We start from the raw sequence: 24,601 nt of genomic DNA on the forward strand, positions 1-24,601 counted from the left end.
AATTGAATCCCCGGACCCGCGCAAGTCCGGGACCCGCGCAAGTCCGGGATGCGCGCAAGTCCGAGAGGCGCGCAAGTCCGAGAGGCGCGCAAGTCCATGTCACACCGCCCGGAAATCGGATGCGGGCGCCGGCTCGCGCCTTGCCGCGCCGTATCGCCTCGGCGACAAGGTGGGATGCCCCGATTCGGCGCGGTCCGTGCGGTGCAGTCTTGAACGTTCCCGCATGCGAGGGTTTGGGTTTCGTCCGATGGACCGGATCTTCGGCCGGCGCAGCAGCCTGTTGGCCCTGGGTCTCCTCGGGCTCCTCGTGCTGGGCCCCCTCGCGATCGTCTCGCCGCTCGCCGCTTCCCTCGCCCTGACCCTGGTGGCGGCCCTGGCCGCGCTCCTGTCCCACCGGCGGGCAACCGCGCTGACGCGGCGCTGCGACAAGCTCTCGGCCGAGTTCGACGTGCTCGCGAAGCGCCTGATCCGGCTCGAATCCGGGGCATCGCCCGTCCCGGCCGCCCCGGCCGCCGAGCCAGCCGCCGACGCGGCGGCGCTCGCCACCGGCATCGAGGAGGTGACGGTCGAGATCGGCCTCCTCAGCGGCATCGTGCGCGATCTCGCCTCCGTCGTCGCCACGCAGGACGGCGAGATCGCCCGCCTCAAGGCCGAGGCGCAGGCGCCCCGGCCAAGCCCCCAACCCCTCCCGCAGCCGGCTCCGGCCGTGGCGGCGGTGCCGATGCCGGCGCCCGCCGCCATCGTCGCGGTCGCCCCGCCCGTGCGGCCCGCCGCCCTCACGCCCCGCCCGATTCCGCCGCTGCCGCGGGCGCCGGAGCCCGAGGATTTCCACGGGCCGGTCGTCGCGGTGCCGGCGGGGGCCGGGACATCGCACCAGAATGCCCGAGAGAGTGCCCGAGAGAGTTCCCTCGTGGCGGCGTTCGACCGCGACGGGCTGGAGGTGCACCTGCAGCCCGTGGTGGTGCTGCCCCAGCGCAGAGTCGTTTCCTACGAGGCGCTGGCGCGGCTGCGCGTCGAGGGCGAATTGCTGCCGCCGGAGGCGTTCCTGCCCGTGCTGGAGCGCCACGGCCGCACCACCGACCTCGACCGCCGCATGCTGCAGCGGGTCGCCACCATCGCCCGGCACCTCGCGGGCCGCGGCAGCGAGGCGGCGGTGGCCTACGGCCTGTCGCCGCTCTCCCTCTACGAGCCCGGCTTCCTGCGCTCGCTGGTGCGCCTCGTCGCGACGGAATCCGGCCTCGCGGGGCGGATCGTGGTGGCGCTGCCGCAGGCGAGCTGGCGCAACCTCGACGCCGAGCAGGTCGCGGCGCTTGCCGCGCTGCGCGGCCGGATCGGCTTCACCCTCGACCGGCCGACCGATCTGCGCTTCGACGCCCTGTCGCTCGCCGAGCGCGGCGTCGCCCAGATCAAGGTGCCGGCCGACCTGCTGCTGCGGCAGGCGCCGGGCCAGGGCCACCTCTCCGACATCGCGGTCGAGGATCTCGTGACGGCGCTCGCCCGCGCCGGCATCCGCCTCGTCGCCTGCGCCGTCGAGCACGAGGGCGACGTGCCGGACCTGATCGACCTCGACGTGCCCTTCGCGCAGGGCAGCGTCTTCGCCGCCCCCCGTGCCGTGCGGGCGGACGTCCTCGCCGCGCCCCCCGCTCCGCCCCCGCCGCCGGCGGACGAGCCCGAGCCGCCGCCGCAGCGGCGCCCCTTCCGCGACTTCCTGCGCCGGGCGAGCTGAGGCCCCGGGCGTTGCAATCGGCCGGCAGGCCGCCTAACCGGGCCCGCGAAGCGCCAATTCGGAACCGTTCATGTCAGCCCCATCCGCCGCGGCGGCTCCGGCCCGGAGCCCGTCGGCCATCCCGGTCCTGTCCGGCATCGCCGGCATCGCGCTCCGCTACGATCTCATCCTGTGCGACGTCTGGGGCGTGCTGCACGACGGCACGGTCGGCCATCGCCCGGCGGGCGAGGCTCTGATCCGCTTCCGCGGCCTCGCGCCCGAGGGCCGGCCGCGCCGGGTGATCCTCGTCTCGAACGCGCCGCGGCCCTGGCCGGGCGTGCAGCGGATCCTCGACGGCTACGGCGTGCCGCGGGAGGCCTACGACGCGATCCTCACCTCCGGCGACCTCACCCGCGACCTCATCGCCCGTCATCCGGGCGCGCGGGTCTACCATCTCGGGCCGGAGCGGGACGCGCCGATCTTCGAGGGGCTCGACCTCACGCTCGTCGGCGCCGAGGCGGCGGGGCTCGTCGTCTGCACGGGCCTGTTCGACGACACCCGCGAGACGGAAGACGATTACGCGGAGGCCCTCGCCGCCTTCCGGGCGCGCGGGGTGCCGATGATCTGCGCCAATCCCGATCTCGTGGTCGAGCGCGACAAGAAGCTCATCCCCTGCGCGGGGCTGATCGCGGCGGCCTACGCGAAGATCGGGGGCGAGGTCGTCTACGCGGGCAAGCCCTACCGGCCGGTCTACGAGGCGGCGCTGGAGCAGGCGGGCGCCCTCGACGGCGCGGGCCCGCCGGAGACGGCCCGCGTGCTCGCCATCGGCGACGCGCTCCGCACCGACATCGCGGGGGCGGCCGCGTTCGGGATCCCGAGCCTGCTCGTCGCCCGCGGCATCCACGCGGAGGAGCTTGGCGTGCTCGGCGAGCACGACCGGCTCGGCGACGCGGCCGCCTGGCTCGCCCGCCAGAGCGTGCATCCGGACGCGCTGATCGAGCGGCTGGTCTGGTAGACCTCAGGCGAACAGGGCGTCGATGTCGTCCTGGGAGGTGGCGGGCCCGCCGATCTGGGGCCCGTTGAGGAGGAGGCGCTCGGCGCGGCCGCGGCGCTCGGCCTCGGTCGGATCGATCGCGGATTCGTCCCGCGCCTTCACGGCGTTCGCGAAGCGGGCGAGCCGCAATTCGAGCTGGCGCAGGGCCTCGACCACCTTCGAGATGCGCTGGCCGGTGATGTCCTGGAAAGCGCAGGCCTCGAAGATCTCGTAGATCTTCCCCTCGACATTCGCGCGGTACTCGGCGTCGTCGGGCAGGGACAGCATCTCCTCGGCGGTGGCCATGATCCGGTTGGTGGCGCCGGCCGTCGCCTCGAGCACGTTGCCGAGCTCCTCGTGCGCCATCGGGATGCGGTCGCGGGTGATCTCGTTCGCCCGCAGCGCCGCGATCTCCTGGCGCAGGTGGCTGATGTACTCGGCGATCTCCACGAGCTCGTGGATCACCGCCGGCTGGGTCCGTTCGGGAGCCGTCTCCCGCGGCTTGCGTGCGAACAGCATCGGACACTGACTCCACAGGGCGGCGCCGGGGCGCCGCCATACGCGCGCCGGCCCCTTTTCCGGGAGGCCGGCCCTCGGCGGGGTTCGGGCGCCTCAGGCCCCGCAGACCGCCTCGATCTTGCTCTTGAGCGTGGCCGCGTTGAACGGCTTCACGATGTAGTTGTTCACGCCGGCCTTCTTGGCCGCGATCACGTTCTCGGTCTTCGACTCGGCGGTGACCATGATGAAGGGCGTGGTGCGCAGGGACTCGTCGGCCCGCACGTGGCGCAGGAGCTCGTAGCCCGTCATCGGCTCCATGTTCCAGTCGGAGATGACGAGGCCGTACTTGCGGCTCTTCAGGCGGGCGAGCGCCGCGGTGCCGTCGGAGGCGTCGTCCACCTCCTCGAAGCCGAGCTGCTTCAAGAGGTTGCGGATGATGCGGACCATCGTCTGGTAATCGTCGACGACCAGGATCGGCATGCTGAGGTCGAGGGCCATGGGGGTGTATGCTCCGTATTCCCGGGGGACGGTGCGGCGGCGTCCCCTGCGCATCGAGGGAAGCGCCCGGCAACGCGGCGCCTCGTGACCGCGAAATTACCGCAGGCCCGATTGCGAACCGGTTAACTGCGCGCGCCTCCGTACGCGCGCCGCCGCCCGGGGCCGGGTGCCTCGCTTGACCCTCCGGGCGCTTTTCGACAGGGTCCGCCCGGCCAGATGCCCCGCAGCCCGGCCGAACCCATCCCGCAACGCCCGATGAGCCCGATGTCGTCCGCCGACGAGAAGCCCGCGCGGTCCTTCACGGTCTGCCGCGAGGACGAGCCGCTGCCCCCGCACCTGCGCGGCGCCGTCGCGGCGATCGGCAATTTCGACGGCGTGCATCGTGGGCACCGCGTCCTCGTGCAGGCGGTGCGCGAGAGTGCCGCGGAAGGCGGACGGCCCGCCGTGATCCTCACCTTCGAGCCGCACCCGCGCGCCTATTTCGCGCCGCACCTCCCCCTGTTCCGGCTGACCGGACCCGGCGCGAAGGAGGTCGTGTTCCGGCATCTCGGCCTCGACGGGCTCGTCGTGCGCCGCTTCGACGCGGAGCTCGCCGGCACCGGCGCGCGCGACTTCGTGAGGCGCCTCCTGAGGGACGATCTCGGTCTCTCGGGCGTCGTGATCGGCCACGATTTCCATTTCGGCCGCGGGCGCGAGGGCAATCCGGCCCTCCTCGCCGAACTCTGCCGCGAGGAAGGCATCCTCTGCCGCGTCATCCCGCCCTTCGCGCTGCCGGCGGAGGCGGATCCGGTCTCGTCGAGCGCGATCCGGGCGGCACTGGCCGGCGGCGCCGTCGAGCGGGCGAACGCGCTCCTCGGCTACCGCTGGTTCGTGCAGGGCGCCGTGCGCCACGGCGACAAGCGCGGGCGCACCCTCGGCTACCCGACCGCCAATATCGCGCTCAGTGATTGCGACCTCGCCCACGGCATCTACGCGGTGCGGGCGCGGCTGCCGGGCGGGCGCATCGTCACGGGCGTGGCGAGCTACGGACGGCGCCCCACCTTCGACGATGGGGCGCCGCTCCTCGAGGTCAACCTGTTCGATTTCGCGGGCGATCTCTACGGGCAGGTGCTCGACGTGGAGTTCGTCGCCTTCATCCGCGGCGAGGAGCGCTTCGCGAGCGCCGAAGCCCTGATCGCCCGCATGGACGTCGACGCGGCCGAGGCCCGCGCCCACCTCGCGGAGGACCGGACCCCGTCGATGCTGGAGGGCGGGCGCTAGGGTCGGCGGGCCCGCCGTTCACGGCCGCGCGTTCGGGAGCGTGCGCAAGGCGCCGCGTCATCCGGGCGCGTGAGGTCCCTGACCCGGTCCGCGTCCCCCGGACTCAGACCTCCCGAACGGGAGAGGAAGCGCGGCGCGGCTTTCGCCAGCGCCTCAGCCTCAGAGCTTCTCCCGGCCCATCTCGGCCGCGAGGCCGGCCGCCGCCTGGCGCAGGTCGGTCGCGTCCTTGAAGCCGCTCAGGGCGTAGGTAGAGCCGCCCACCGTCCAGTAGGCGGTGGTGCCGTCGCCGGAGCGGACGACCTCCTTCTCGCGGGCGCCCGACTTGCGATGCGTCGCGAACAGGGAGACATCGCCGAGATTGCCCGCGTCGATGGCGACCTCGACGCCCGCGCCGCGATGGGCGGGGAAGACCTGCACGTCCCGCACGGTCCAGCCCGCGGGCAGGTCCGGCAGGCGGATGCCGGTGGCGGCCTCGATGTCGGCCCGGTCGTAGGCCGGGGTCGGCCGCTGCGAGGCCATGCGGGCGCGCAGCTGCGCGGTCTGGCGGGCCTGCGCCGCGTCCTCCACGAAGGCGGGGTCGATGGGCGAGGCGAAGGTGTCCGGCACGCCGAACAGGCCGACCTCCGCGTGGGCGAGCCAGCCGGCGCCCACCAGGATCGCGATGGCGGCGGCGCGGCGCAGGCGGGCGCCGACGGAGCGCCAGCGCAGCGAGCGGTCGAGGCGGCGGGCCGCGGCGAGGTTGCGCTCCGGACCCGGCCCGGGCAGCCGGGCGAAGGCGGCGCGCAGGGCGTCGCTGTCGTGCATCTCCGCCATGATGCGGGCGGCCACCTCGGGGTGGCGCGCGAGATGCGCCTCGACCTCGAGGCGCCGCATGACGTCGAGCTCGCCGTCCACGAAGGCGATGAGATCGGAATCGGTAATCGGGTCGACCATGACGGCACGTCCTCATGCCCTGTCCGGGCGCATCTTCAACGATCGCGAAGCCGGCCGGCTTGCGGCGGCCGGTCTGGGCGGGCCTCAGGCTTCCCCGACGGCCCGGCTCTCGTGGCTGTGGGGCGGGATGCCCCGGATCTCCGGCTGACCGCTCGGCGACACGAGGCGCAGATGCGGTCGCTCCGAGCCTCCCCCCTCCCGCTCGGGCGGCTTGCCGCGGGCGGGCCGGCCCTCCTCGAAGGCCCGGAGCGCCGCCCGTCCGCGGCCGAGCCGCGACATCAGCGTTCCGATCGGGATACCGAGCACCGCCGCAGCATCCGCGTAGGCCATGCCCTCGATCGTGACGAGATGCAGGGCCGCCCGCTGCTCCTCGGGCAGGGTCTGGAAGGCTTCGCGGATCTGGGCGAGGCGGACCTGACCCTCCTGCGCGGGCAGGGCGACCTCGTCGCTCATCTGCACCAGCACGTCGGCGTGGCGGGCCTCGACCCGCTTGCGGCGCTGGTCGTCGATGAAGACGTTGTGCAGCACCGTCATCATCCAGGTGCGCAGGTTCGTGCTCGGCCGCAGGGTCGCCTGCGATTCGAGGGCGCGCACGAGGGTGTCGTGCACGAGGTCGTCCGCCCGCAGGGTGTCGCGGGTGAGCGCGCGCGCGTACCGCCGCAGCGGCACCAGCAGATCGACGATGTCGGGGCGCTTCAACTTATCGGAGGTCATATCGATGCAAACGGGTGCGGCGGCACCTTTAATCCCCGTCCGCCCCGAAGGCGAACGGGGCTGTGCTTGATATTACTGGTAGGCAGCGTGCAGATCGAGGGTGCATTCGCGGCCGACCCGCTCGAAATGCTCCGTGAGCCACGCCTCGGCCGCCGCGCGGCCCTTGTCGCGCAGGCGCTGGAACACCCGCCAGCGGGCGTCGAGGCGCGAGGAGGCCCGGTAATCCTCGAGCGCGTCGGTGCCGTCGATCCGGTGGACCCGCACCCGCTCGTAGGCGCCCTGTCCGAGGACGCCCTCCTCGATCAGGTTGTCGACGAAGTCGATGGCGCGCAATTCCCGCATCAGATTGGCGTTGAAGGTGATCTCGTTGAGCCGGTCCTGGATCTCGGCCTCGGTGCGCGGCGTCACCCGCCGCTCGACCGGGTTGATCTGGACGAGGAGGATGTCCCGGGTCCGCGCGCCCCGGTGCAGGGGGTAGAGGGGTGGGTTGCCGAGATAGCCGCCGTCCCAGTACGGCACGCCGTCGATCTCGACCGCCTGGAACACGGTGGGCAGGCAGGCCGAGGCCATCAGGTGGTCGACGGTGAGCCGCTCGCGCTCGAACACGGCGAGCTTGCCGGTCCAGACGTTGGTGGCCGAGACGTAGACGCCCGCCGTGTCGGCCGCCCGCAGCCGCTCGAAATCGACCTGCTTGGCCAGCGCCTTGCGCAGCGGGTTCACGTTGAGGGGTTGGCGACGTAGGGGCTCGGCATCAGCGCCTTCGTCCAGAACTCGGCGACCGGGTTGCCCTGCCACAGGCCGAGCATCCCGCTGAAGACGCTGCGCTGGGCGGGCGCGAGGTCGCCGTCGAGGCTGACCTCGCGCCAGAACCGCTCCAGAGCCTCGCGCGCGCCCTCGGGGCCCCCGGAGATCCAGCCGTCGATCATCACGACGCCGTTCATGGCGCCCGCGCTCGCGCCCGTGACCGCCTCGAAGCCGAGGCGCCCATCCGCGATCAGGGCGTCGAGCACGCCCCAGGTGAAGGCGCCGTGCGCGCCGCCGCCCTGGAGGGCGAGGGCGACAATCTTCTCCGCGCGCGCGCCGGCCAGGACGTGCATCGGCGGCCTGGCCTCGGACCGGATCCCGATCCCGTCCTCGGAGCGCGGGGGCTCGGGCACGGCGGTGGCCGGGTTGTGCGGCTCGGGCCCGTGCGGGCTCGTCGCGGGCGGAGCGGGCGTCTCGGAGCGGTTCATCGGTTCCGTCATGCCTCTCAACATGGGATGTTGCGCTGCAACAGCAACGGCCAGGCCAAACGGCCGGCCGGAGTCTCCGTTCCGCGAATCGGAGCGCCGGCGCCGGACCTTCGCCCGGCCGGCGGGAGGGCGCGCCCGGTGCCTCCCGGTCGCAGGGCATTGGAATCGCGGGGAATGTCGCTTCGCCTCGACATTCGCGCCCGGATGCGACATGACACGCGCGATGCTGCCATGCACGGTCGCGGCTTGACGCTGCGGGCCGGCAATCTCAGCTAAACCAACGCGCGCGTATCCTGCGCATCTCTTGAGTTGATCCTGGCGGCGCGCCGGCTCCGAACGAGCGGGCCCGAGCCGCCAGGGGCAGCGAAGCCCGGGCGCGGGCGGGGCGGGAGCCCTGCCGGCTGGGCTCCGCGGGCCCCGAAGGGTCGCAGACGAGATCCTGCAGACAAGGTCCATCGATGGAACTCACCACAGCCGCAGCCGCTCCCGGGACCCTCGGCGGAACCGGCCCCGAGATCGCAGGGCCGGCCCCCCGGCACCGCACGGTCGGCGTGCGCGTCGGCGAGGGCGAGGGCGCGGTGACCGTCGGCGGGGGCGCCCCCGTCGTCGTCCAGTCGATGACGAACACCGACACGGCGGACATCGACGCCACCGTGGCGCAGGTCGCCCAGCTCGCCCGGGTCGGCTCGGAACTCGTCCGCATCACCGTCGACCGCGACGAGGCCGCCGCCGCCGTGCCGAAGATCCGCGAGCGCCTCGACCGCATCGGCGTGCACGTGCCGCTCGTCGGCGACTTCCACTACATCGGCCACAAGCTCCTCTCCGACCATCCGGCCTGCGCCGAGGCGCTCGCCAAGTACCGGATCAACCCGGGCAATGTCGGCTTCAAGGAGAAGAAGGACACCCAGTTCTCGACGATCATCGAGCAGGCGATCCGGTACGGGAAGACCGTGCGCATCGGCGCGAACTGGGGCTCGCTCGACGGCGAACTCCTGACGCACCTGATGGACGAGAACGCGAAGTCCCCGCGGCCCATCGATGCCCGCGCGGTCATGCGCGAGGCGATGGTGCAGTCGGCCCTCTCCTCGGCCCAGCGTGCCGAGGATCTCGGCCTCCCGAAGGACCGCATCATCCTCTCGGCCAAGGTCTCGGCGGTGCAGGACCTGATCGCGGTCTACCGCGAGGTCGCCCGCCGCTCGGACTACGCGATCCATCTCGGCCTGACCGAGGCCGGCATGGGCTCGAAGGGGATCGTCGCGGCCTCGGCCGCCATCGGCGTCCTCCTGCAGGAAGGCATCGGCGACACGATCCGCTACTCGCTCACCCCCGAGCCCGGCGGCGACCGGACGCTGGAGGTGAAGACGAGCCAGGAACTCCTGCAGACGATGGGCTTCCGCACCTTCGTGCCGCTGGTGGCGGCCTGCCCCGGCTGCGGGCGCACCACCTCGACGACCTTCCAGGAGCTCGCCCGCGACATCCAGACCTGGATCACCACCTCGATGCCGGAATGGAAGAAGACCTATCCGGGGGTCGAGGGGCTGAACGTCGCCGTGATGGGCTGCATCGTGAACGGGCCCGGCGAGTCGAAGCACGCCGACATCGGCATCTCCCTGCCCGGCACCGGCGAGACCCCGAGCGCGCCGGTCTTCATCGACGGCAAGAAGGCGATGACGCTGCGCGGCGCCACCCTCGCCAAGGACTTCGAGACCATCGTCATCGACTACATCGAGCGCCGCTTCGGCCAGGGCGCCCGCAGCGCGGCGGAGTGAGGATCGCCCGCTGATCCAGGGGCCGGGCCGTCCGTCCGGCCGCGTGGCCGCCTCGCCGCGCCACTTTGCCGAGCCGCCTCGCCAAGCCACCTTGCCAAGCCGCCTTGCCGAAAGGTCGCTGTTTCCGCCGCTCCGGCCGCGTGCTAAGCGTGCCGGCACGATCCCTTTGAGCGGCCCGGCGAGCGCCGGGCGCGCGTGGCCGGAAGGCATCGCGTCCCCATGGCGTCCTCGATGCGCCGCGTCGCGAGCCTTCGGGCAGCCCTCACCCTAGATCGCCCTTCATGACGCATTCCGCCACACCGAGCGTCCCCGCCGCTCAAGCCACAGCCGCGGGCGCTTCCGGCACGGCCCCCGTGGCCGGCGGACCCGCGCCCGGCGAGGGCGGCGGCGCCCTCGCGACCTCGGCCGGTGTGCTGGACAGTCCCGAGGAGGGGCACGCCCCCGCGAGCTTCTGGACCCTCGTCGTCGGCTCCGTCGGCGTCGTCTACGGCGACATCGGCACGAGCCCGCTCTACGCCTTCCGCGAGGCGCTGGCGCCGGCGCGCGCCGACAACATCCTGCTCGCCGAGGAGGTGCTCGGCACCGCCTCGCTGATCCTGTGGGCCTTGCTCCTCATCGTCACGATCAAGTACGTCGCCATCCTCCTGCGGATGGACAACAACGGCGAGGGCGGCATCCTCTCGCTGATGGCGCTCGCCCGGAAGTCGCTCGGCGGCTCGCGCCTCGTCTTCACCCTCGGGCTCCTCGGCGCCTCGCTGTTCTACGGCGACGCCGTCATCACGCCCGCCATCTCCGTGCTCTCGGCGGTGGAAGGATTGAAGCTCGTCACCCCCGCCTTCGAGAACTCGGTGCTGCCGATCACGGTCGGCATCATCGTCGCGCTCTTCCTCGTGCAGAGCCGGGGCACCAGCAAGGTCGCGGCCTTCTTCGGGCCGGTCATGGTGGTGTGGTTCCTGGCGCTGGCGCTGGCCGCCCTGCCGCACATCCTCGCCAATCCCGGCGTGTTCTGGGCCTTCCACCCCTGGTACGCGGTCCACTACCTGCTCGGCCACGGCTCTGGCGCGCTGGTGGCGCTCGGCGCCGTCTTCCTGGCGGTGACGGGAGCGGAGGCGCTGTTCGCCGATCTCGGCCATTTCGGGCGGCGCCCGATCCAGGTGGCGTGGCTCGGCCTCGTCGCGCCCTGCCTCGTCCTCAACTACCTCGGCCAGACCGCGCTGGTGCTGGCGAAACCCGACACGACCGACCCGTTCTACCAGCTCGTCCCCGATTGGGGCCTGATCCCGATGGTGGTGCTGGCGACGCTGGCGACGGTGACGGCGAGCCAGGCGGTGATCACCGGCGCCTTCTCGCTCTCGCGCCAGGCGATCCAGCTCGGCCTGCTGCCGCGCCTCGAGATCCGCCACACCTCGGAATCGCATTCGGGCCAGATCTACCTGCCGCAGATCAACCTGCTCCTGATGATCGGCGTCGTGGTGCTGGCGGTGCTGTTCCGCTCCTCCTCGGCGCTGGCCTCGGCCTACGGCATCGCCGTGACCGGGACGATGCTGCTCACCGCCTCGCTCTCCTTCATCGTGCTCTGGCGCTACTGGCGCTGGTCGCCGATCGCGGCCGCTGCGGCGATCATGCCCTTCATCGTGGTCGAGTTCCTGTTCATGCTCTCGAACCTCCTCAAGGTGTTCGAGGGTGGCTACGTGCCGCTGCTCGTGGCTGGCTGCCTCATCGTGCTGATGTGGACCTGGGTGCGGGGCGTCACCATCCTGTTCAACAAGACCCGCAAGACAGACGTGCCGCTGGTCGAGCTCGTCGGCATGCTGGAGAAGAGCCCGCCCCACCACGTACGCGGCACCGCGGTGTTCCTCACGAGCGATCCCGAGATCGCGCCCGCCGCCCTCCTGCACAACCTCAAGCACAACAAGGTGCTGCACGAGAAGAACGTCGTCCTCACCGTCGAGACGGTCGACACGCCCCGCTCGAACGAGGCGGACAAGGTCCGCATCGAGCCGATCGGGCCGCATTTCTCGAAGGTCGTCATGAAGTTCGGCTACATGGAGCAGCCGAACATCCCCAAGACCCTGACCCTCCTGCGCAAGCAGGGCTTCAAGTTCGACATCATGGCGACGTCGTTCTTCCTGTCGCGCCGCTCGATCCGGCCGGCGGCGCATTCGGGCATGCCGCTCTGGCAGGACCGGATCTTCATCACGCTCGCCAAGAACGCCAACGACGCGACGGACTTCTTCCAAATCCCCACGGGCCGCGTCGTCGAGGTCGGCACGCAGGTCACGGTTTGAGGAGGTCCACGCGGCCTGTGCGAAAGGGCACAGACCATGCGTCCGGCGCAGGGTTCGGGCCTTCTCGGACGGCCTGCCCGTGTTGCCGTGCGGCCGATGCGTGCCCTAGATTGAATTCATTCTGAAGACGGCGCGGACCGGGGGCGGTCGCGATTCTGGTCTCCCGTGCGGGGGATCCGGACGCGGGCACCCTGGCACCGCTTTGCGCTGCCCGGGGCACCCGCCGCCCCGCTCGGGCCCGTGCCTCACGGACAGGACGATGGCTGATGATCAAACTCACCGTGAACGGAGCTGAGCGCAGCTTCGACGGCGATCCCGACATGCCCCTGCTCTGGTACCTCCGGGACGAGCTGGGGCTCACCGGCACCAAGTTCGGCTGCGGTCAGGCCCTCTGCGGCGCCTGCACGATCCATCTCGGCGGCACGGCCGTGCGCGGCTGCGTCACCCCGGTCTCGGCGGCCGAGGGCCAGGCCGTGACGACGATCGAGGGCCTCTCGCCGGACGGCGAGCACCCGGTCCAGGCCGCTTGGCGCGAGCTCAACGTCTCCCAGTGCGGCTATTGCCAGCCCGGCCAGATCATGCAGGCGGCCTCCCTCCTCAAGGATACGCCGCAGCCGACCGACGCCCAGATCGACGAGGTGATGAGCGGCAACCTCTGCCGCTGCGGCACCTATCCGCGCATCCGCGCCGCCATCCACCAGGCCGCCGGCCAGCCCAAATCCGCCCCCGGAGCCAAGGGAGAGCGCCTGTGATCCACGACGCCAAGCTGATGGCCGAACTCGCGGCCGAGACCCCGAAGGCCGCCGTGCCGGCCGTCCTCGCCAATGTCAGCCGCCGCGCGGTGCTGGGCGGCCTCGGCGCCTTCGCGCTCGCCCTCTCGCTGCGTGAGCGCGCGGAGGCCGAGGAGAAGAAGGACGAGCCCAAGAAATTCGGCGCCGACGGCATGCCGAACGGCTGGAAGGACGATCCGAAGGTTTTCGTCGCCATCGCGCCCGACGGCACCGTGACGGTGACGAACCATCGCTCCGAGATGGGCCAGGGCGTGCGCACCTCGGTCGCCCTCGTGGTGGCCGACGAGCTCGAGGCCGAGTGGTCGAAGGTCAAGGTCGTCCAGGCCTGGGGCGAGGAGACCCGCTTCGGCAACCAGGACACCGACGGCTCGCGCAGCCTGCGCCACTTCTTCCAGCATTTCCGCCATGTCGGCGCCGCCGCCCGCCTGATGCTGCGCGAGGCCGCCGCCAAGCAATGGGGCGTGCCGGTCTCCGAGGTCACGGCCGAGAAGCACGTCGTCGCCCACGCCAAGTCGAAGCGCCAGATGGGCTACGGCGAGGCCGCGGCGGCTGCCGCCGCGCTTCCCGTCCCGGCCCGCGAGAGTGTCGCTCTGAAGGATCCGAAGGCCTTCCGCTACATCGGCAAGGGCGAGATCGGCCTCATCGACAACCGGGACATCACGACCGGCAAGGCGATCTACGGCCTCGACACCCGCCTCGACGGGATGCTCTACGCGCTCATCGCCCGCCCGCCCGTCTACGGCGGCAAGGTCGCGAGCCTCGACGATTCGGAGGCCAAGAAGGTCCCCGGCGTCGTGAAGATCTTCCAGATCGAGGGCGCGCCGATCCCCTCCGAATTCATGCCGCTTGGCGGCGTGGCGGTGGTGGCCAAGAACACCTGGGCGGCCATGAAGGCGCGCGACGCCCTCAAGATCACCTGGGACGACGGCCCGAACGCGGGCTACGACACCGACGCCTTCCGGGGCGAGCTGGAGAAGGCGGCCCGCGCGCCCGGCAAGGTGGTGCGCAACCAGGGCGACGTGGACGGCGCCCTGGCCAAGGCCAAGAAGCGGCTCACGGCCGAGTATTTCGTGCCCCACCTCGTCCAGGCGCCGATGGAGCCCCCGGCCGCGGTGGCCTTCGTGAAGGACGGGGTCTGCGAGGCCTGGGCCTGCACACAGGGTCCGCAGGCGGCCCATGACCGCCTCGTCAAGGCCCTCAAGCTCCCGGCCGACAAGGTGAAGGTGAACGTCACGCTGCTCGGCGGCGGCTTCGGCCGCAAGTCGAAGCCCGACTACGTGGTCGAGGCCGCGCTCTGTTCGCAGGCGGTCGGCGGCGCGCCGGTCAAGCTCACTTGGACCCGCGAGGACGACATCCATCACGGCTACTACCACACGATCTCGGTGGAGCACGTGGAGGCCGGCCTCGACGAGAAGGGCATGCCGGTGGCCTGGCTCCACCGCTCGACCGCGCCGACGATCGGCTCAATCTTCGCGCCGGACCCGAAGCACGAGCTGCCCTTCGAGCTCGGCATGGGCCTCGTCAACACGCCCTTCAACGTGCCCAACATCCGGCTGGAGAACCCGGAAGCCGCAGCCCACGTGCGCATCGGCTGGTTCCGCTCTGTCTCGAACATCCCGCACGCGTTCGCGATCCAGTCCTTCGTGGCCGAGCTCGCGCACGAGGCGGGCCGCGACCCGAAGGACTACCTGCTCGATCTGATCGGCCCCGACCGGAAGATCGACCCGACCGAGATCGGTGATGTCTGGAACTACGGCGAGGATCCGAAGCGCTACCCGATCGAGACGGGGCGCCTGCGCCGCGTCATCGAGGCGGCGGCGGGCGGCATCGGCTGGGGCCGCAAGATGGAGAAGGGCCGCGGCCTCGGCATCGCTGGCCATTACAGCTTCGTCACCTACACGGCGGTCGCGGCCGAGGTGGCGGTGAGCGACAAGGGACAGGTCGCGGTCAAGCGCGTCCACATCGCGGTCGATTGCGGGCCGCAGGTGAACCCGGAGCGGGTGCGCTCGCAGATGGAGGGCGCGGTGGTGATGGGGATGGGCCTCGCGCTCACCTCCGAGATCACCTTCAAGCAGGGAAGGGCGCAGCAGAACAACTTCGACGGTTACGAGATTGTCCGGATCGACGCCGCCCCGGAGGTCCACGTCCATCTGCTGCCCAACCCGGATTACCGGGCCCCGCTCGGCGGCGTCGGCGAGCCGGGCGTGCCCCCCGTGGCGCCCGCCATCGCCAACGCCGTCTTCGCGGCCACGGGCCGGCGCATCCGCGAGCTGCCGATCCGCGACAAGCTGAGCGCCTGACGGCGTGGCTTCCTCTCCTCCTATTGGGGGGGAGGGGAGGTCCGCCCCGGGATCGCGGGACCGCCGTGACGCGTTCCTCCCGCGATTCCCATCCCGGGGCGTCTCGCCCGAAACGGCGCCACCCGAAACCGAGGATCCTCCGCCTATGACGCGTCTCGTCCGGCCGCTCGCCGCCTGTCTCACCCTCGCCCTGGCGATCCTGCCCGGGGCAGCCCTGGCCTCGCCGTGCGGGGATCAGATCGCGGCCCTCGACAAGCGCGTGAAGGACGAGGCGCGGGAGGCGATCTCGGCCTCGACGAGCGGCAAGTCCGTCGCCGCGGCCCGCGAGGGTCAGGGGATCGAGCCCGGCCGGGCCGGACAGCCCTCCGTGTCCGAGGCGCCCCCCGACAAGTCGGCCGAGGCCGGCAAGGGGGCGGACAAGGCGCAGCAGGCCAAGGTCGCCCTCGACGAGGCGCGCACCGCCGACACGAAGGGGGATGCCAAGGGCTGCGAGGCGGCCGTGGCGCGGGCCAAGCAGGAACTCGCCGCGAGCCCGTGAGCCCGAATGGGGCGGGGCGCCCGTGCCGGGTGCCCCGCCCGCTGCTCCGTGGAGTTTCCCCCGGACCCGGGCCGCCTGAGCGGCGGTCTTCCGCGGCTCCCGACCTTGCGGGAGCGGGCCCTCCTACGGCACGGGCGGGCGGAAGGTTTCAGCGCGGGCGGGACGAAGGGTCGGTTGCGCCTGCAACGCAATCTCCCGGGGCTCGCGACGCAATCGGCCTGCAATATGCCGCCGTTAACTCCGTCCCCAACGAGAGCCGGCCGTGACGCGGGCTCCACCACGAGGGGACGACCATGATGCGCGATCTCATCAAGCTCTTCGCTGCCGGCACCATCCTGACGGCCTACGCGCTCGTCGTGCCGAGCCTGGCCGAGACGGGATTGGGGGAAAGGCCGGTTCGGATCGCCTCGACCTTCTGAGGTCGAGCCCGAGAACAAGGGGAAGTTGAATTCCGAGCCGTGACGGCCGAAGGGCCTTCCGGGATAGGGGCGGATCGCTCCGCCCCGGGAGTCGCGCTCAGGCGCTGGCGCGCAGCGCGTGCTTGTTGCCGTTCAGGCCAGCACACAGATCGTCGACTTCGGTCAAATCCAGAGCGTCACCATTCTCGCTCGCGATAGCATCGATAAGATGATCCTGTCTCGGATCGAAAGGATGCCCCTGCATCCGGTAGAATTGGTAATAGCGCAGAGCCGCAAGGACGGTATCACGCTCGCGGGCAGTCACAGTTATGTTCTGCATGGGCCGTTTATTCCCCTAAGGCTGCAACGAACGCTTGGGAGAGGCCGCGCGACGACTCAACCAAGCTTGACTGTTGTAACCCTTCGGCAACGGGGGCGTCCATATCTTGACGCGCGCGGTCGTGGTGATTCGGGCGCGGCTCCCGACGGGGCCGGGGCCGCGCCGGCCCGATAAGTCGTTGGGCCGAGTTACGTCCTGCAGTTGCAGGGACGTCTCCGTACGGAGCGGGGGCAACCCCGCGCTGGATCGTAGCGCGGCGCGGCCCCCTTGCCGAGCCCTTCGCCGAGCACCTGCGACCTCCCTGCCGAGCCACTTGCCGAGCCTTTCGGGCAGCTCAACCGAGGCCGTGGCCGGCGAGGAAGGCGGGCACGATCTCCCCGCCGGCCCGTAGCGCCTCTCGTCGAACAGGGCCGCGTTGTCGGAGGGCTCCAGGTTCACCTCGCAGGTGCGGATGCCGAGCCGGCGCGCCTGCGCGACGTAGCCCGCGGCCGGATAGACGGAGCCAGAGGTGCCGACGGCGACGAAGAGATCGGCGCGCGCCAGGGCCGCGTCGATCGCCTCCAGATGCATCGGCATCTCGCCGAACCAGACGATGTCGGGCCGCAGGCCGATGCGCGCGCAGTGGGGGCAGGGATCCGTGCGCGCGATGTCGTCGCGGCAGGCGAAGGTGTGGCCGCACTCCGTGCAGCGGGCCCTCAGGAGCTCGCCGTGCATGTGCACCACACCGCGCGCGCCGCCCCGCTCGTGCAGGTCGTCGACGTTCTGCGTGCACAGGAACAGCTCTCCCCCCGCCGCGGCGAGCCGCGCCTCGGCCCGCGCGAGCGCCCGGTGGGCGGGGTTCGGCTCGGCCGCCAGCGCGTTGCGGCGGCGCCAGTTGTAGAAGTCGAGCACGGTGTCGGGATCGGCCGCGAAGGCTTCCGGCGTCGCGAGCCGCAACGGGTCGAAACGGTCCCAGATCCCGCCCCGGTCCCGGAAGGTGCCGAGACCGCTCTCCGCCGAGATGCCGGCGCCGGTAAGGACGAAGATCCGCGAGAGAGGGGAGGCCATGCCCCGATTGTACGCGGCCCCTCAGATCAGTTCCACGGCCGCGTCGGGGAAGCGGATCGCGAAGGTGGCGCCCCGGCCGGGGCCCTCGCTCTCGGCCGTGGCGCGGCCGCCGTGCAGCTCCGCGATGCGCTTGACGATGGAGAGGCCGAGGCCGGTCGAGCCCTCGCCCGCGGTGGGCTTCGCCGAGAGGCGCTGGAATCGCCCGAACAGGCGTCCCGCATCCTCCGGCGAGAGGCCGGGACCGTGGTCGCTGACGGCGCAGACCGTCTCGCCCGCCTCCCGCCCGACCGCGATCCGGATCGCGCCGCTGGGGAAGCTGTACTTGATCGCGTTCGAGACGAGGTTGTCGATCGCCTCGCGCAGCCGCTCCGTGTCGCCGCAGAGCCAGGTTTCGGCCGGGAGCGCCGCCTCCAGGCTCTGCCCCTTCAGGTCGGCGAGCGGCCGGTTCGCCTCGCAGACCTCGCGGGCGAGGGCGGCGAGGTCCACGGGCTCCCGCCGCAGGCTGATGTCGAGGGCGTCGTTCATGGCATCCGCCATCAGGCTCTCGATCATGCCGGTCAGGCGCTTGGCCGAGCTGCGGATGTGGTCGGCCTGCGCGCGCATCTGCTCCACGGGCGGCGGGCTCATCCCGGTCAGGTCGTTGAGCATCTCGGCCCGCCCCAGGATGACCGCGAGCGGGTTCTTGAGATCGTGGGCGATGGTGCCGAGGATCTCGGTCTTGAGGCCGTTGGCCCGGCGCAGGTCCGAGCGCTGCATGCCGAGGCGCCGGTTGGCTCGGATCAGCTCGGCGGTGCGCTCGACCACGCGCTGCTCGAGGCCGACATTCGCCTGCTGCAATTGCTCGTAGAGGATGACGTTGTCGAAGGCGATCGAGAGCCGGCTCGTGAACAGGTCGATCAGCGCCCGGTCGGTGTCGGAGAGCGAGCGGTCGGCGTCGATCAGCGCCACGATCTCGCTGCCGCTGGAGGTCTCGAGATAGAGGGTCGAGCAGCGGGTCCCGAAGCTGTGGCGGCGCTCGGAGAAGGTGCGCGCCACGATCGGGTGCACGTCCGCGTCGAGGGGCCAAGCCGGCTCGCGGCCCATGTAATGGTGATAGCAGCCGGAGCCCGCGAGCACGCAGAAGCGCTCGTCCGCGCCCCCGTTCTCGCGCAGGACCAGGATGCCCGCGCAATCGACGTTGAGGAGCGAGGCGACCTGGGTGAGCATCCCTTCGGCGAGGAGCTGCATCGACTTGTGGTCGAGGAGCATCGGGGCGGCGTCGATGATGATCTCGAGGCCCCGCCGGGTCTCGTCGAGCCGCTTCAATTGCTGGTAGGCGCGAAGCGCCGCCGTGAGGCTCGTGAAGAGCTTGTCGGCGGTCAGTTCCGTCTTCGCCTTGTAGTCGTTGATGTCGTAATCGACGATGACGCGCCGCTCCGGCGCCTGCCCCGGCTGGCCCGTGCGCAGGATGATGCGCGCCGTCTCGTCCCGCAATTCGCGGCGGATGAAGTCGACGAGGACGAGGCCGGCATCGTCCGTCTCCATCACCACGTCGAGGAGCACCACGGCGATGTCGCGGCGCGCCCGCAGGAGAGCGCGCGCCTCCTCGGCGGAATGGGCGGAGAGGATCTCGAGCCCCCGCCCGTCGAGCATGTAGCCGGCGAGCGCGTAGCGAGTGCCCTCGTGCACCGCCGGGTCGTCGTCGACGACCGCGACGGCCCAAGTCCCGGCCCGCTCTGGCAGGGACGGCACCTCGTCCGGGATCAGGTGGAGGATATCGTCGTCCATCGTACCGTTCCGATCGGGCCGCAACCGCGGGTTTCATGACTCCGGCGCCGATGGGGCCGCATTGTCCTCAAGCCGGCTGGAGATGAAAGCGCATTGTGGCGGCCGTACGGTGGGTTCGGTGCGGGAGAGCACCAACTACAGCGATCGCGTCCGTGCATCCCTAACCTGTTGATCGGCCTGTGCGCCCCGCCCCCTCCCAGTCCTCAAGACTGTGGAACGCCGCGACCGCGCCCTGGCATACGGCCTGCGTTCAGGCTTGATGATCCGGCCGGACCGCCCTCGATAGGTTTCGCGAAGATCCGAGGGGAACCGGCCGGCGGTGAAAAGCGATCGTTGACAGGACGGGGCGCGCGTCGCCAGAGGGGCTCAGATGATGCATGATGCAATCCTGCGGTGTAGCAACGCCGGGCATCCGCGGATGCCCGACCGCCCGTTGCGAGCCCCCGCGACCGATCCCGACACCCGCGTGCCCCCCAGCCCGATGCGCCAGACCCGAACCGAGCCGGGACGGAGCCGCCCGTGAGCGCCAGCGCCGCTCACGTGGTCGTCGTCGACGACGAGGCCGAGGCCCGCGCCATGATCGGCGACTACCTGCGCCTGCACGGGTTCGACGTCGTCCAGTGCGATGGGGGCCGCGCGCTGCGCGCACACATCGCCGAGCGGACGCCCGACCTCGTCGTCCTCGACCTCAACATGCCCGAGGAGGACGGGCTCTCGATCGTGCGCGACCTCAAGGCCCGGAGCGCGATCCCGATCATCATGCTCACCGCCACGGCGAGCCCGATCGACCGGGTGGTCGGCCTCGAACTCGGCGCCGACGATTACCTTCCGAAACCCTGCGAATTGCGCGAGCTCGTGGCGCGGGTCCGCTCCGTCCTGCGGCGGGCGCAGGGCGCGCCCCGGCCGGAGGCGCCCGCGGAATCCGCGCCCGCCCTGCGCCGGATCCGCTTCGGCACGAAGTGGCTGGAGCCCGATTCCCTGCGCCTCAGCGACGACGAGGGCCTCGCCCAGCCCCTGACCCGCTCGGAATACGATCTCCTGAAGGCCTTCGCGGACCACCCGAAGCGGGCGCTCTCCCGCGAGCGGCTTCTCGACCTCGCCGACGCCCGCGACCCCGACGCCTTCGACCGGGCGATCGACGTCCGCATCAACCGCATCCGCAAGAAGATCGAGCCGGACCCGGCCAATCCCCGCTTCATCCGCACCGTGCGCGGCCTCGGCTACGTCTTCCGCCCCGAGGGCGATTGAGGCCGGACGATCCGATCGCGCTATGACGGGGCCATGCCCATCCTCGGCCGCCTCGTCCTCATGGCCCTCGGCCTCCTCCTCGCGATCCCCGCCGGCGCCGGGGCGCTGACCCTGCTCCTCCTCCTCGATCCGGCCGCGCAGGGCTGGCTCGCGAACGGCGCGCTGGCCGGGCTCGACGCGCTCCTGCCCGATCTCGCCGCCGGCCTCGCCCCCGAGACGATGCTGATCGTGCTGGCGGGCCTCGCGCAGGCGCTGTTCGGGCTCCTCGTCCTGCCGCCGGTCCTGATCGCCCTGATCGGCGAGACGCTGCGCCTGCGCAGCCTCGCCTGGTACGGCGGCGCCTGCGGCCTGCTCACCGCGGCCCTGCCCTGGCTGATGCGGGGCGCTCCGCGGCCGGGTGGCAGTGTCGAGCGCCTCGCGGCCGAGGGGCGTCTCAGCGCGATCCTCTTCCTCGCGGGCGCCGCGGCAGGCCTCGTCTACTGGCTCGTGGCGGGCCGCGGCGGGGACGCCCGCTAGGTCCGAGGGCGCCGCCGCCGCCGCCGCGCGGCGCGTCGGTGCGGCGACGGGTCCGTGCGATGGGAGCCGAAGCTCGGCCGTCAGACAGGGGGAGGGTGGCGCCACCGAAGACCCGCACCGGAGACCTGATGAACCGTCGATCCCTGACGATCGCCCGCACGCTCACCGCCGCGGCCTGCCTCGCCTCCCCGGGAGGGGCGCTGGCGGGATCGGCCGCCCAGCCCGGCCAGACCCTCGGCCTCCCGACCGGCGCCCAGCTGCCGGTGGGGCTCTACCTCGTCGATACATCGAGCTTCGGCGTGCGCGGGACCCTGCCGCGGGATTCAAGGTCGAACGTCAACCTGCCGACCTTCGCGTGGTCGACGCCCTGGCAGGTCCTCGATGCCCGACTGCATTTTTTCGTGACGCAGCCCGTCGTCGCCGCGAGCGCGCGCGGCGCGCCCTACGAGAGCGGGCTCGGCCAGACCCTGCTCGCCGCCCAGCTCGCCTGGGATCTCGGCGGCGACCTCGGCGTCAGCTACCTGTTCGGCGGCTACCTACCCGCTGATACCCGCTTCCTGACGCAATCGGCCTCGCTCTCGCACCGCTTCGCGGCGAGCTACACCGGCAACGGCTGGAACCTGACGGCGAACCTCCTCTACGGGATCTTCCTCGACACCCGCTCGCCCACCGGCACCCTCTATCCGGACTATCTCAACCTCGACCTCACGGCGGCGCGCAAGTTCGGCCGGTGGCAGGTCGGTGCCGTGGCCTTCGGCTCCTCCGACCTGCCGACCGGCGTCGCGGGCTACCGGCCGCAGGGGCAGTTCGCGATGGGCGGCCTCGTCGGCTACAATTTCGGGCCCGTGACCCTGCAGGCCTACCTCACCCGCGACGTGGTGGAGCGGAATTACGGGGGCCTGGAGACCCGAGGCTGGCTCCGCGCGATCGTGCCCCTCTACCAGGACAAGGGCGAGGTCGAGCCGAACCGCACCCTCGTCACACGGCGCCAGGGGGAGTAGCCGTTGCGGCCGGCGCGAAGCTTGCGCCCTATCTGGAGCGCCATGACCCGCACCGGCTCCCTCGCCCTCGCCCTCCTTCTCGCGGTCTCGGCGCCCGCCCGTGCGCAGGCGCCGCCCGCGCCCGGGACCGCCCCGATCCAGGCCGACGACGAGCGGATGCTGCCCGTCCTGGCGAGCCACGGCATGGTCTCGTCGCAGGAGGCGCGGGCGAGCCGCGTCGGCGTCGAGATCCTGCGGCAGGGCGGCAACGCCGTCGACGCCGCGGTGGCGGTGGGCTTCGCGCTTGCCGTCACCTTGCCGCGGGCGGGCAATCTCGGCGGCGGCGGCTTCATGATGGTGCATCTGGCGGCCCGCAACGAGACCGTAGCCATCGATTACCGGGAGACCGCGCCCGCCGCCGCCACCGAGACCATGTTCCTCGGTCCCGACGGCGAGCCGGACCGCGCCGCCTCGACCCGCACCGGCAAGGCCGTCGGCGTGCCGGGCACGGTGCGGGGGCTTGCCGAGGCGCACCGGCTCTACGGCTCGGGCCGCCTCAGCCTCGTAGACCTGATCGCGCCGGCAGAAAGGCTCGCCCGCGAGGGCATCCCGGTCGAGGCGGGGCTCGCCGATTCGCTGCCCCGTGCCTCGGGCCTCCTCGGGCAGTGGCCGTCGAGCCGGGCGATCTTCTTCTCCGGTGACCGGACGCTCCAGCGCGGGGAGACGCTGGTCCAGCGCGACCTCGCCGACACGCTCCGCGCCGTCGCCGAGGGCGGGCCGGACGCCTTCTACCGCGGGCCGGTCGCCGCCCGCATCGCCGCCGCCGTGCAGGGGGCCGGCGGCGTGATGACGGAGGCCGACCTCGCCGCCTACAGGCCCGAGACCCGGCTGCCGGTGCGCGGCACCTACCGGGGCTACGACATCGTCTCGATGCCGCCGCCGAGCTCAGGGGGGGTCCACCTCATCGAGATCCTCAACGTGCTGGAGGGCTTCGACCTCGCCGGGATGGGTGCGGGGAGCGCCGCGGCCCTGCACACGCTGGCCGAGGCGATGAAGCCCGCCTACGCCGACCGCGCCACTTGGCTCGGCGACCCCGCCCGCACGCGGGTGCCGGTGAAGGGGCTGATCGCCAAGCCCTACGCCGACGCGCTCCGGGCCGCGATCGACCCCGAGCGGGCGCGACCCGCCGAGGCCGTGAAGGCGGGCGACCCGCTGCCCTTCGAGCACACCGAGACCACGCATTTCTCGGTGGTCGATGCCGAGGGCAACGCCGTCTCGAACACCTACACCCTCAACTTCTCCTACGGGATCGGGCTCGTGGCCGAGGGCACGGGCGTCCTCCTCAACAACGAGATGGACGACTTCTCCGCCAAGACCGGCGCGCGCAACGCCTACGGCCTCGTCGGGGGCGCGGCGAACGCGGTGGCGCCGGGCGCGCGCCCGCTCTCCTCGATGACCCCGACCTTCGTCTTCAGGGACGGGCGCCTCCTCCTCGTCACCGGCAGCCCCGGCGGCAGCCGCATCATCACGACGGTGCTGCAGGTGATCGTGAACGTGCTCGATTTCCGCATGAATCTCGCCGAGGCCGTTGCCGCGCCGCGCATCCACCACCAGTGGCAGCCGGACGTGCTCCTGGCCGAGGAGGGCCTCTCCCCCGACACCCTGGCGATCCTGAGGAGCCGCGGCCACAAGGTGAAGGTGGGGCCGAGCTCCGGCTCGGCGAATTCCGTGATGCGCGTCGACGGACTGCTCGCGGGCGCCTCGGACCCGCGCCAGCGCGGCACCCTGGCGGATGGATACTGACGGTTGGTGGTGACGCGCCGGGCAGGCTAAAGGGAGCCCGCGCCGCTCCCGGCGCAGATCCCGGTCGCCCATGCTCGCCCTGCGCTCGCTCGCCTTCAACATCTGCTTCTACCTCTTCACCACGCTGCTCGCGGTCGGCGGCCTGCCGACCCTCGTCTCGCAGCGCGCCGTGATCCGGCTGGCGCAGGCCTGGGCGGGGGGGACGCTGTGGCTCCTGCGCGTGGTGGGGGGCTTGCGGGTCGAGTTCCGGGGCCTTGCCAACATCCCGAAGGGGCCGGTGCTGATCGCGGCCAAGCACCAATCGGCGCTGGAGACGCTGGCCCTCGTCACGATGTTCGACGACTTCGCCTACATCCTGAAGCGGGAGCTGCTCTGGATCCCGCTGATCGGCTGGTACCTGTCGCGCAGCGGCATGGTGGCGATCGACCGCAGCAAGGGCACCCGCGCCATGGCGCTGATGAACGAGGCGGCAATCGGCGCGATCCGGGAGGGGCGCCAGCTCATCATCTTCCCCGAGGGGACCCGCCGCCCGCCCAACGCTCCGCCCGCCTACAAGCTCGGCCTGACCCACCTCTACGTGGCGCTCGGCGTGCCCTGCCTGCCCGTCGCCCTCAACACCGGGCTCTACTGGCCCCGCCGCAGCCTGAAGCGTCGCCCCGGCACTGCCGTGATCGAATTCCTGCCGCCGATCCCGCACGGGCTCGCACGCGCCGCCTTCCTGGAGGTCGTCGAAGCGCGCATCGAGACCGCCTCGAACGCGCTGATCGCGAGCGGCCGCGCCGATCTCGCGGCGGCCGGGCTGAGCGTGCCGATGGCCGAGACGCCGCCGAAGCCCGAGCGGAGCCGGAGCAGCGCCTGAACAGGACCGAAAGCCCGTGTCCGAGGTGCGATATGACGCCTCGGGGGACCTCGTCCGGCTTGTGGATAACCCCGTGATCCCCAC

General features: G+C 71.8%; 20 protein-coding genes and 2 pseudogenes. 14 read left to right on the plus strand and 8 right to left on the minus strand.

The genetic code is table 11. The annotated features are described in order from the left end of the window. Positions 1-247: 247 nt before the first annotated feature. A complete protein-coding gene (locus tag DK389_RS11545; RefSeq protein WP_109889709.1) occupies positions 248-1,726 on the plus strand; it encodes an EAL domain-containing protein in 1,479 nt (492 codons plus the stop codon). 70 nt (positions 1,727-1,796) lie between these two features. After that, positions 1,797-2,720: a TIGR01459 family HAD-type hydrolase gene (locus tag DK389_RS11550; RefSeq protein WP_109889711.1), complete on the plus strand. Its 924-nt coding sequence runs from the start codon at positions 1,797-1,799 to the stop codon at positions 2,718-2,720. Positions 2,721-2,723: 3 nt separating this feature from the next. Here DK389_RS11550 and DK389_RS11555 read toward each other — a convergent pair whose 3' ends face one another. Both DK389_RS11555 and DK389_RS11560 read right to left on the minus strand, forming a co-directional pair. After that, positions 2,724-3,257 carry a protein phosphatase CheZ gene (locus DK389_RS11555; RefSeq protein WP_109889713.1) on the minus strand — a complete coding sequence of 178 codons (534 nt, stop codon included), beginning with the start codon at positions 3,255-3,257 and terminating at the stop codon, positions 2,724-2,726. 93 nt (positions 3,258-3,350) lie between these two features. Further along, positions 3,351-3,734, minus strand: coding sequence for a response regulator (locus DK389_RS11560; RefSeq protein ID WP_109889715.1), 384 nt, complete (start codon positions 3,732-3,734; stop codon positions 3,351-3,353). Positions 3,735-3,998: 264 nt separating this feature from the next. Between DK389_RS11560 and DK389_RS11565 the strand changes: the two genes are divergently transcribed. Next, on the plus strand, positions 3,999-4,994 hold the full coding sequence (locus tag DK389_RS11565) for a bifunctional riboflavin kinase/FAD synthetase (protein ID WP_109889717.1): 996 nt from the start codon (positions 3,999-4,001) through the stop codon (positions 4,992-4,994). Between the two features lie 159 nt (positions 4,995-5,153). On the opposite strand, the gene DK389_RS11570 is transcribed toward DK389_RS11565, so the two are convergent. The 3 genes and pseudogenes from DK389_RS11570 to DK389_RS11580 all read right to left on the minus strand — a co-directional run bounded on the left by DK389_RS11570 (position 5,154) and on the right by DK389_RS11580 (position 7,873). Continuing rightward, positions 5,154-5,927: an anti-sigma factor family protein gene (locus DK389_RS11570; protein WP_109889718.1), complete on the minus strand. Its 774-nt coding sequence runs from the start codon at positions 5,925-5,927 to the stop codon at positions 5,154-5,156. An 84-nt stretch (positions 5,928-6,011) separates the two neighbouring features. Then, a complete protein-coding gene (locus DK389_RS11575) occupies positions 6,012-6,641 on the minus strand; it encodes a sigma-70 family RNA polymerase sigma factor (RefSeq protein ID WP_109889720.1) in 630 nt (209 codons plus the stop codon). 72 nt (positions 6,642-6,713) lie between these two features. Continuing rightward, positions 6,714-7,873 (minus strand): annotated as a pseudogene (locus tag DK389_RS11580) (patatin-like phospholipase family protein). A 458-nt stretch (positions 7,874-8,331) separates the two neighbouring features. Here DK389_RS11580 and ispG point away from each other — a divergent pair. From ispG to DK389_RS34970, 6 genes are all read left to right on the plus strand, one after another. Beyond that, on the plus strand, positions 8,332-9,642 hold the full coding sequence (ispG, locus tag DK389_RS11585) for a flavodoxin-dependent (E)-4-hydroxy-3-methylbut-2-enyl-diphosphate synthase (protein WP_109889722.1): 1,311 nt from the start codon (positions 8,332-8,334) through the stop codon (positions 9,640-9,642). 281 nt (positions 9,643-9,923) lie between these two features. Continuing rightward, positions 9,924-11,930: a potassium transporter Kup gene (locus tag DK389_RS11590; protein ID WP_109889724.1), complete on the plus strand. Its 2,007-nt coding sequence runs from the start codon at positions 9,924-9,926 to the stop codon at positions 11,928-11,930. 266 nt (positions 11,931-12,196) lie between these two features. Continuing rightward, positions 12,197-12,682: a (2Fe-2S)-binding protein gene (locus tag DK389_RS11595; RefSeq protein WP_109889725.1), complete on the plus strand. Its 486-nt coding sequence runs from the start codon at positions 12,197-12,199 to the stop codon at positions 12,680-12,682. Continuing rightward, positions 12,679-15,021: a xanthine dehydrogenase family protein molybdopterin-binding subunit gene (locus DK389_RS11600; RefSeq protein ID WP_109889727.1), complete on the plus strand. Its 2,343-nt coding sequence runs from the start codon at positions 12,679-12,681 to the stop codon at positions 15,019-15,021. The genes DK389_RS11595 and DK389_RS11600 overlap by 4 nt, the downstream gene beginning before the upstream one ends. A gap of 145 nt (positions 15,022-15,166) precedes the next feature. Further along, positions 15,167-15,559 carry a hypothetical protein gene (locus DK389_RS11605; protein ID WP_109889728.1) on the plus strand — a complete coding sequence of 131 codons (393 nt, stop codon included), beginning with the start codon at positions 15,167-15,169 and terminating at the stop codon, positions 15,557-15,559. A 293-nt stretch (positions 15,560-15,852) separates the two neighbouring features. Next, a complete protein-coding gene (locus DK389_RS34970) occupies positions 15,853-15,978 on the plus strand; it encodes a hypothetical protein (RefSeq protein ID WP_257791941.1) in 126 nt (41 codons plus the stop codon). A 97-nt stretch (positions 15,979-16,075) separates the two neighbouring features. Here the strand turns inward: DK389_RS34970 and DK389_RS11610 are convergent, their stop codons facing one another. The 3 genes and pseudogenes from DK389_RS11610 to DK389_RS11620 all read right to left on the minus strand — a co-directional run bounded on the left by DK389_RS11610 (position 16,076) and on the right by DK389_RS11620 (position 19,111). Next, positions 16,076-16,297: a hypothetical protein gene (locus DK389_RS11610; protein ID WP_109889730.1), complete on the minus strand. Its 222-nt coding sequence runs from the start codon at positions 16,295-16,297 to the stop codon at positions 16,076-16,078. A gap of 363 nt (positions 16,298-16,660) precedes the next feature. Next, a pseudogene (locus DK389_RS34170) lies at positions 16,661-17,344 on the minus strand (SIR2 family NAD-dependent protein deacylase); the annotation flags it as partial. 21 nt (positions 17,345-17,365) lie between these two features. Next, entirely contained in the window at positions 17,366-19,111 is a 1,746-nt protein-coding gene (locus DK389_RS11620) for an ATP-binding response regulator (RefSeq protein ID WP_109889732.1), read from the minus strand. A 519-nt stretch (positions 19,112-19,630) separates the two neighbouring features. Between DK389_RS11620 and DK389_RS11625 the strand changes: the two genes are divergently transcribed. The 5 genes from DK389_RS11625 to DK389_RS11645 all read left to right on the plus strand — a co-directional run bounded on the left by DK389_RS11625 (position 19,631) and on the right by DK389_RS11645 (position 24,517). Next, positions 19,631-20,359 (plus strand): response regulator, encoded by a 729-nt coding sequence (locus DK389_RS11625; RefSeq protein ID WP_109889734.1) that lies wholly within the window; start codon positions 19,631-19,633, stop codon positions 20,357-20,359. Between the two features lie 33 nt (positions 20,360-20,392). After that, entirely contained in the window at positions 20,393-20,875 is a 483-nt protein-coding gene (locus DK389_RS11630) for a hypothetical protein (protein WP_109889736.1), read from the plus strand. Positions 20,876-21,003: 128 nt separating this feature from the next. Beyond that, positions 21,004-21,876, plus strand: coding sequence for a transporter (locus DK389_RS11635; protein WP_109889738.1), 873 nt, complete (start codon positions 21,004-21,006; stop codon positions 21,874-21,876). Positions 21,877-21,918: 42 nt separating this feature from the next. After that, positions 21,919-23,658, plus strand: a complete 1,740-nt coding sequence (gene ggt / locus DK389_RS11640) for a gamma-glutamyltransferase (RefSeq protein WP_109889740.1) — start codon at positions 21,919-21,921, stop codon at positions 23,656-23,658. 70 nt (positions 23,659-23,728) lie between these two features. Then, complete coding sequence (locus DK389_RS11645; protein WP_109889742.1) at positions 23,729-24,517, plus strand: lysophospholipid acyltransferase family protein; 789 nt, start codon at positions 23,729-23,731, stop codon at positions 24,515-24,517. Positions 24,518-24,601: the final 84 nt, after the last annotated feature.

Origin of the sequence: Methylobacterium durans, assembly GCF_003173715.1 — a bacterium.
GTDB classification, from domain to species: domain Bacteria; phylum Pseudomonadota; class Alphaproteobacteria; order Rhizobiales; family Beijerinckiaceae; genus Methylobacterium; species Methylobacterium durans.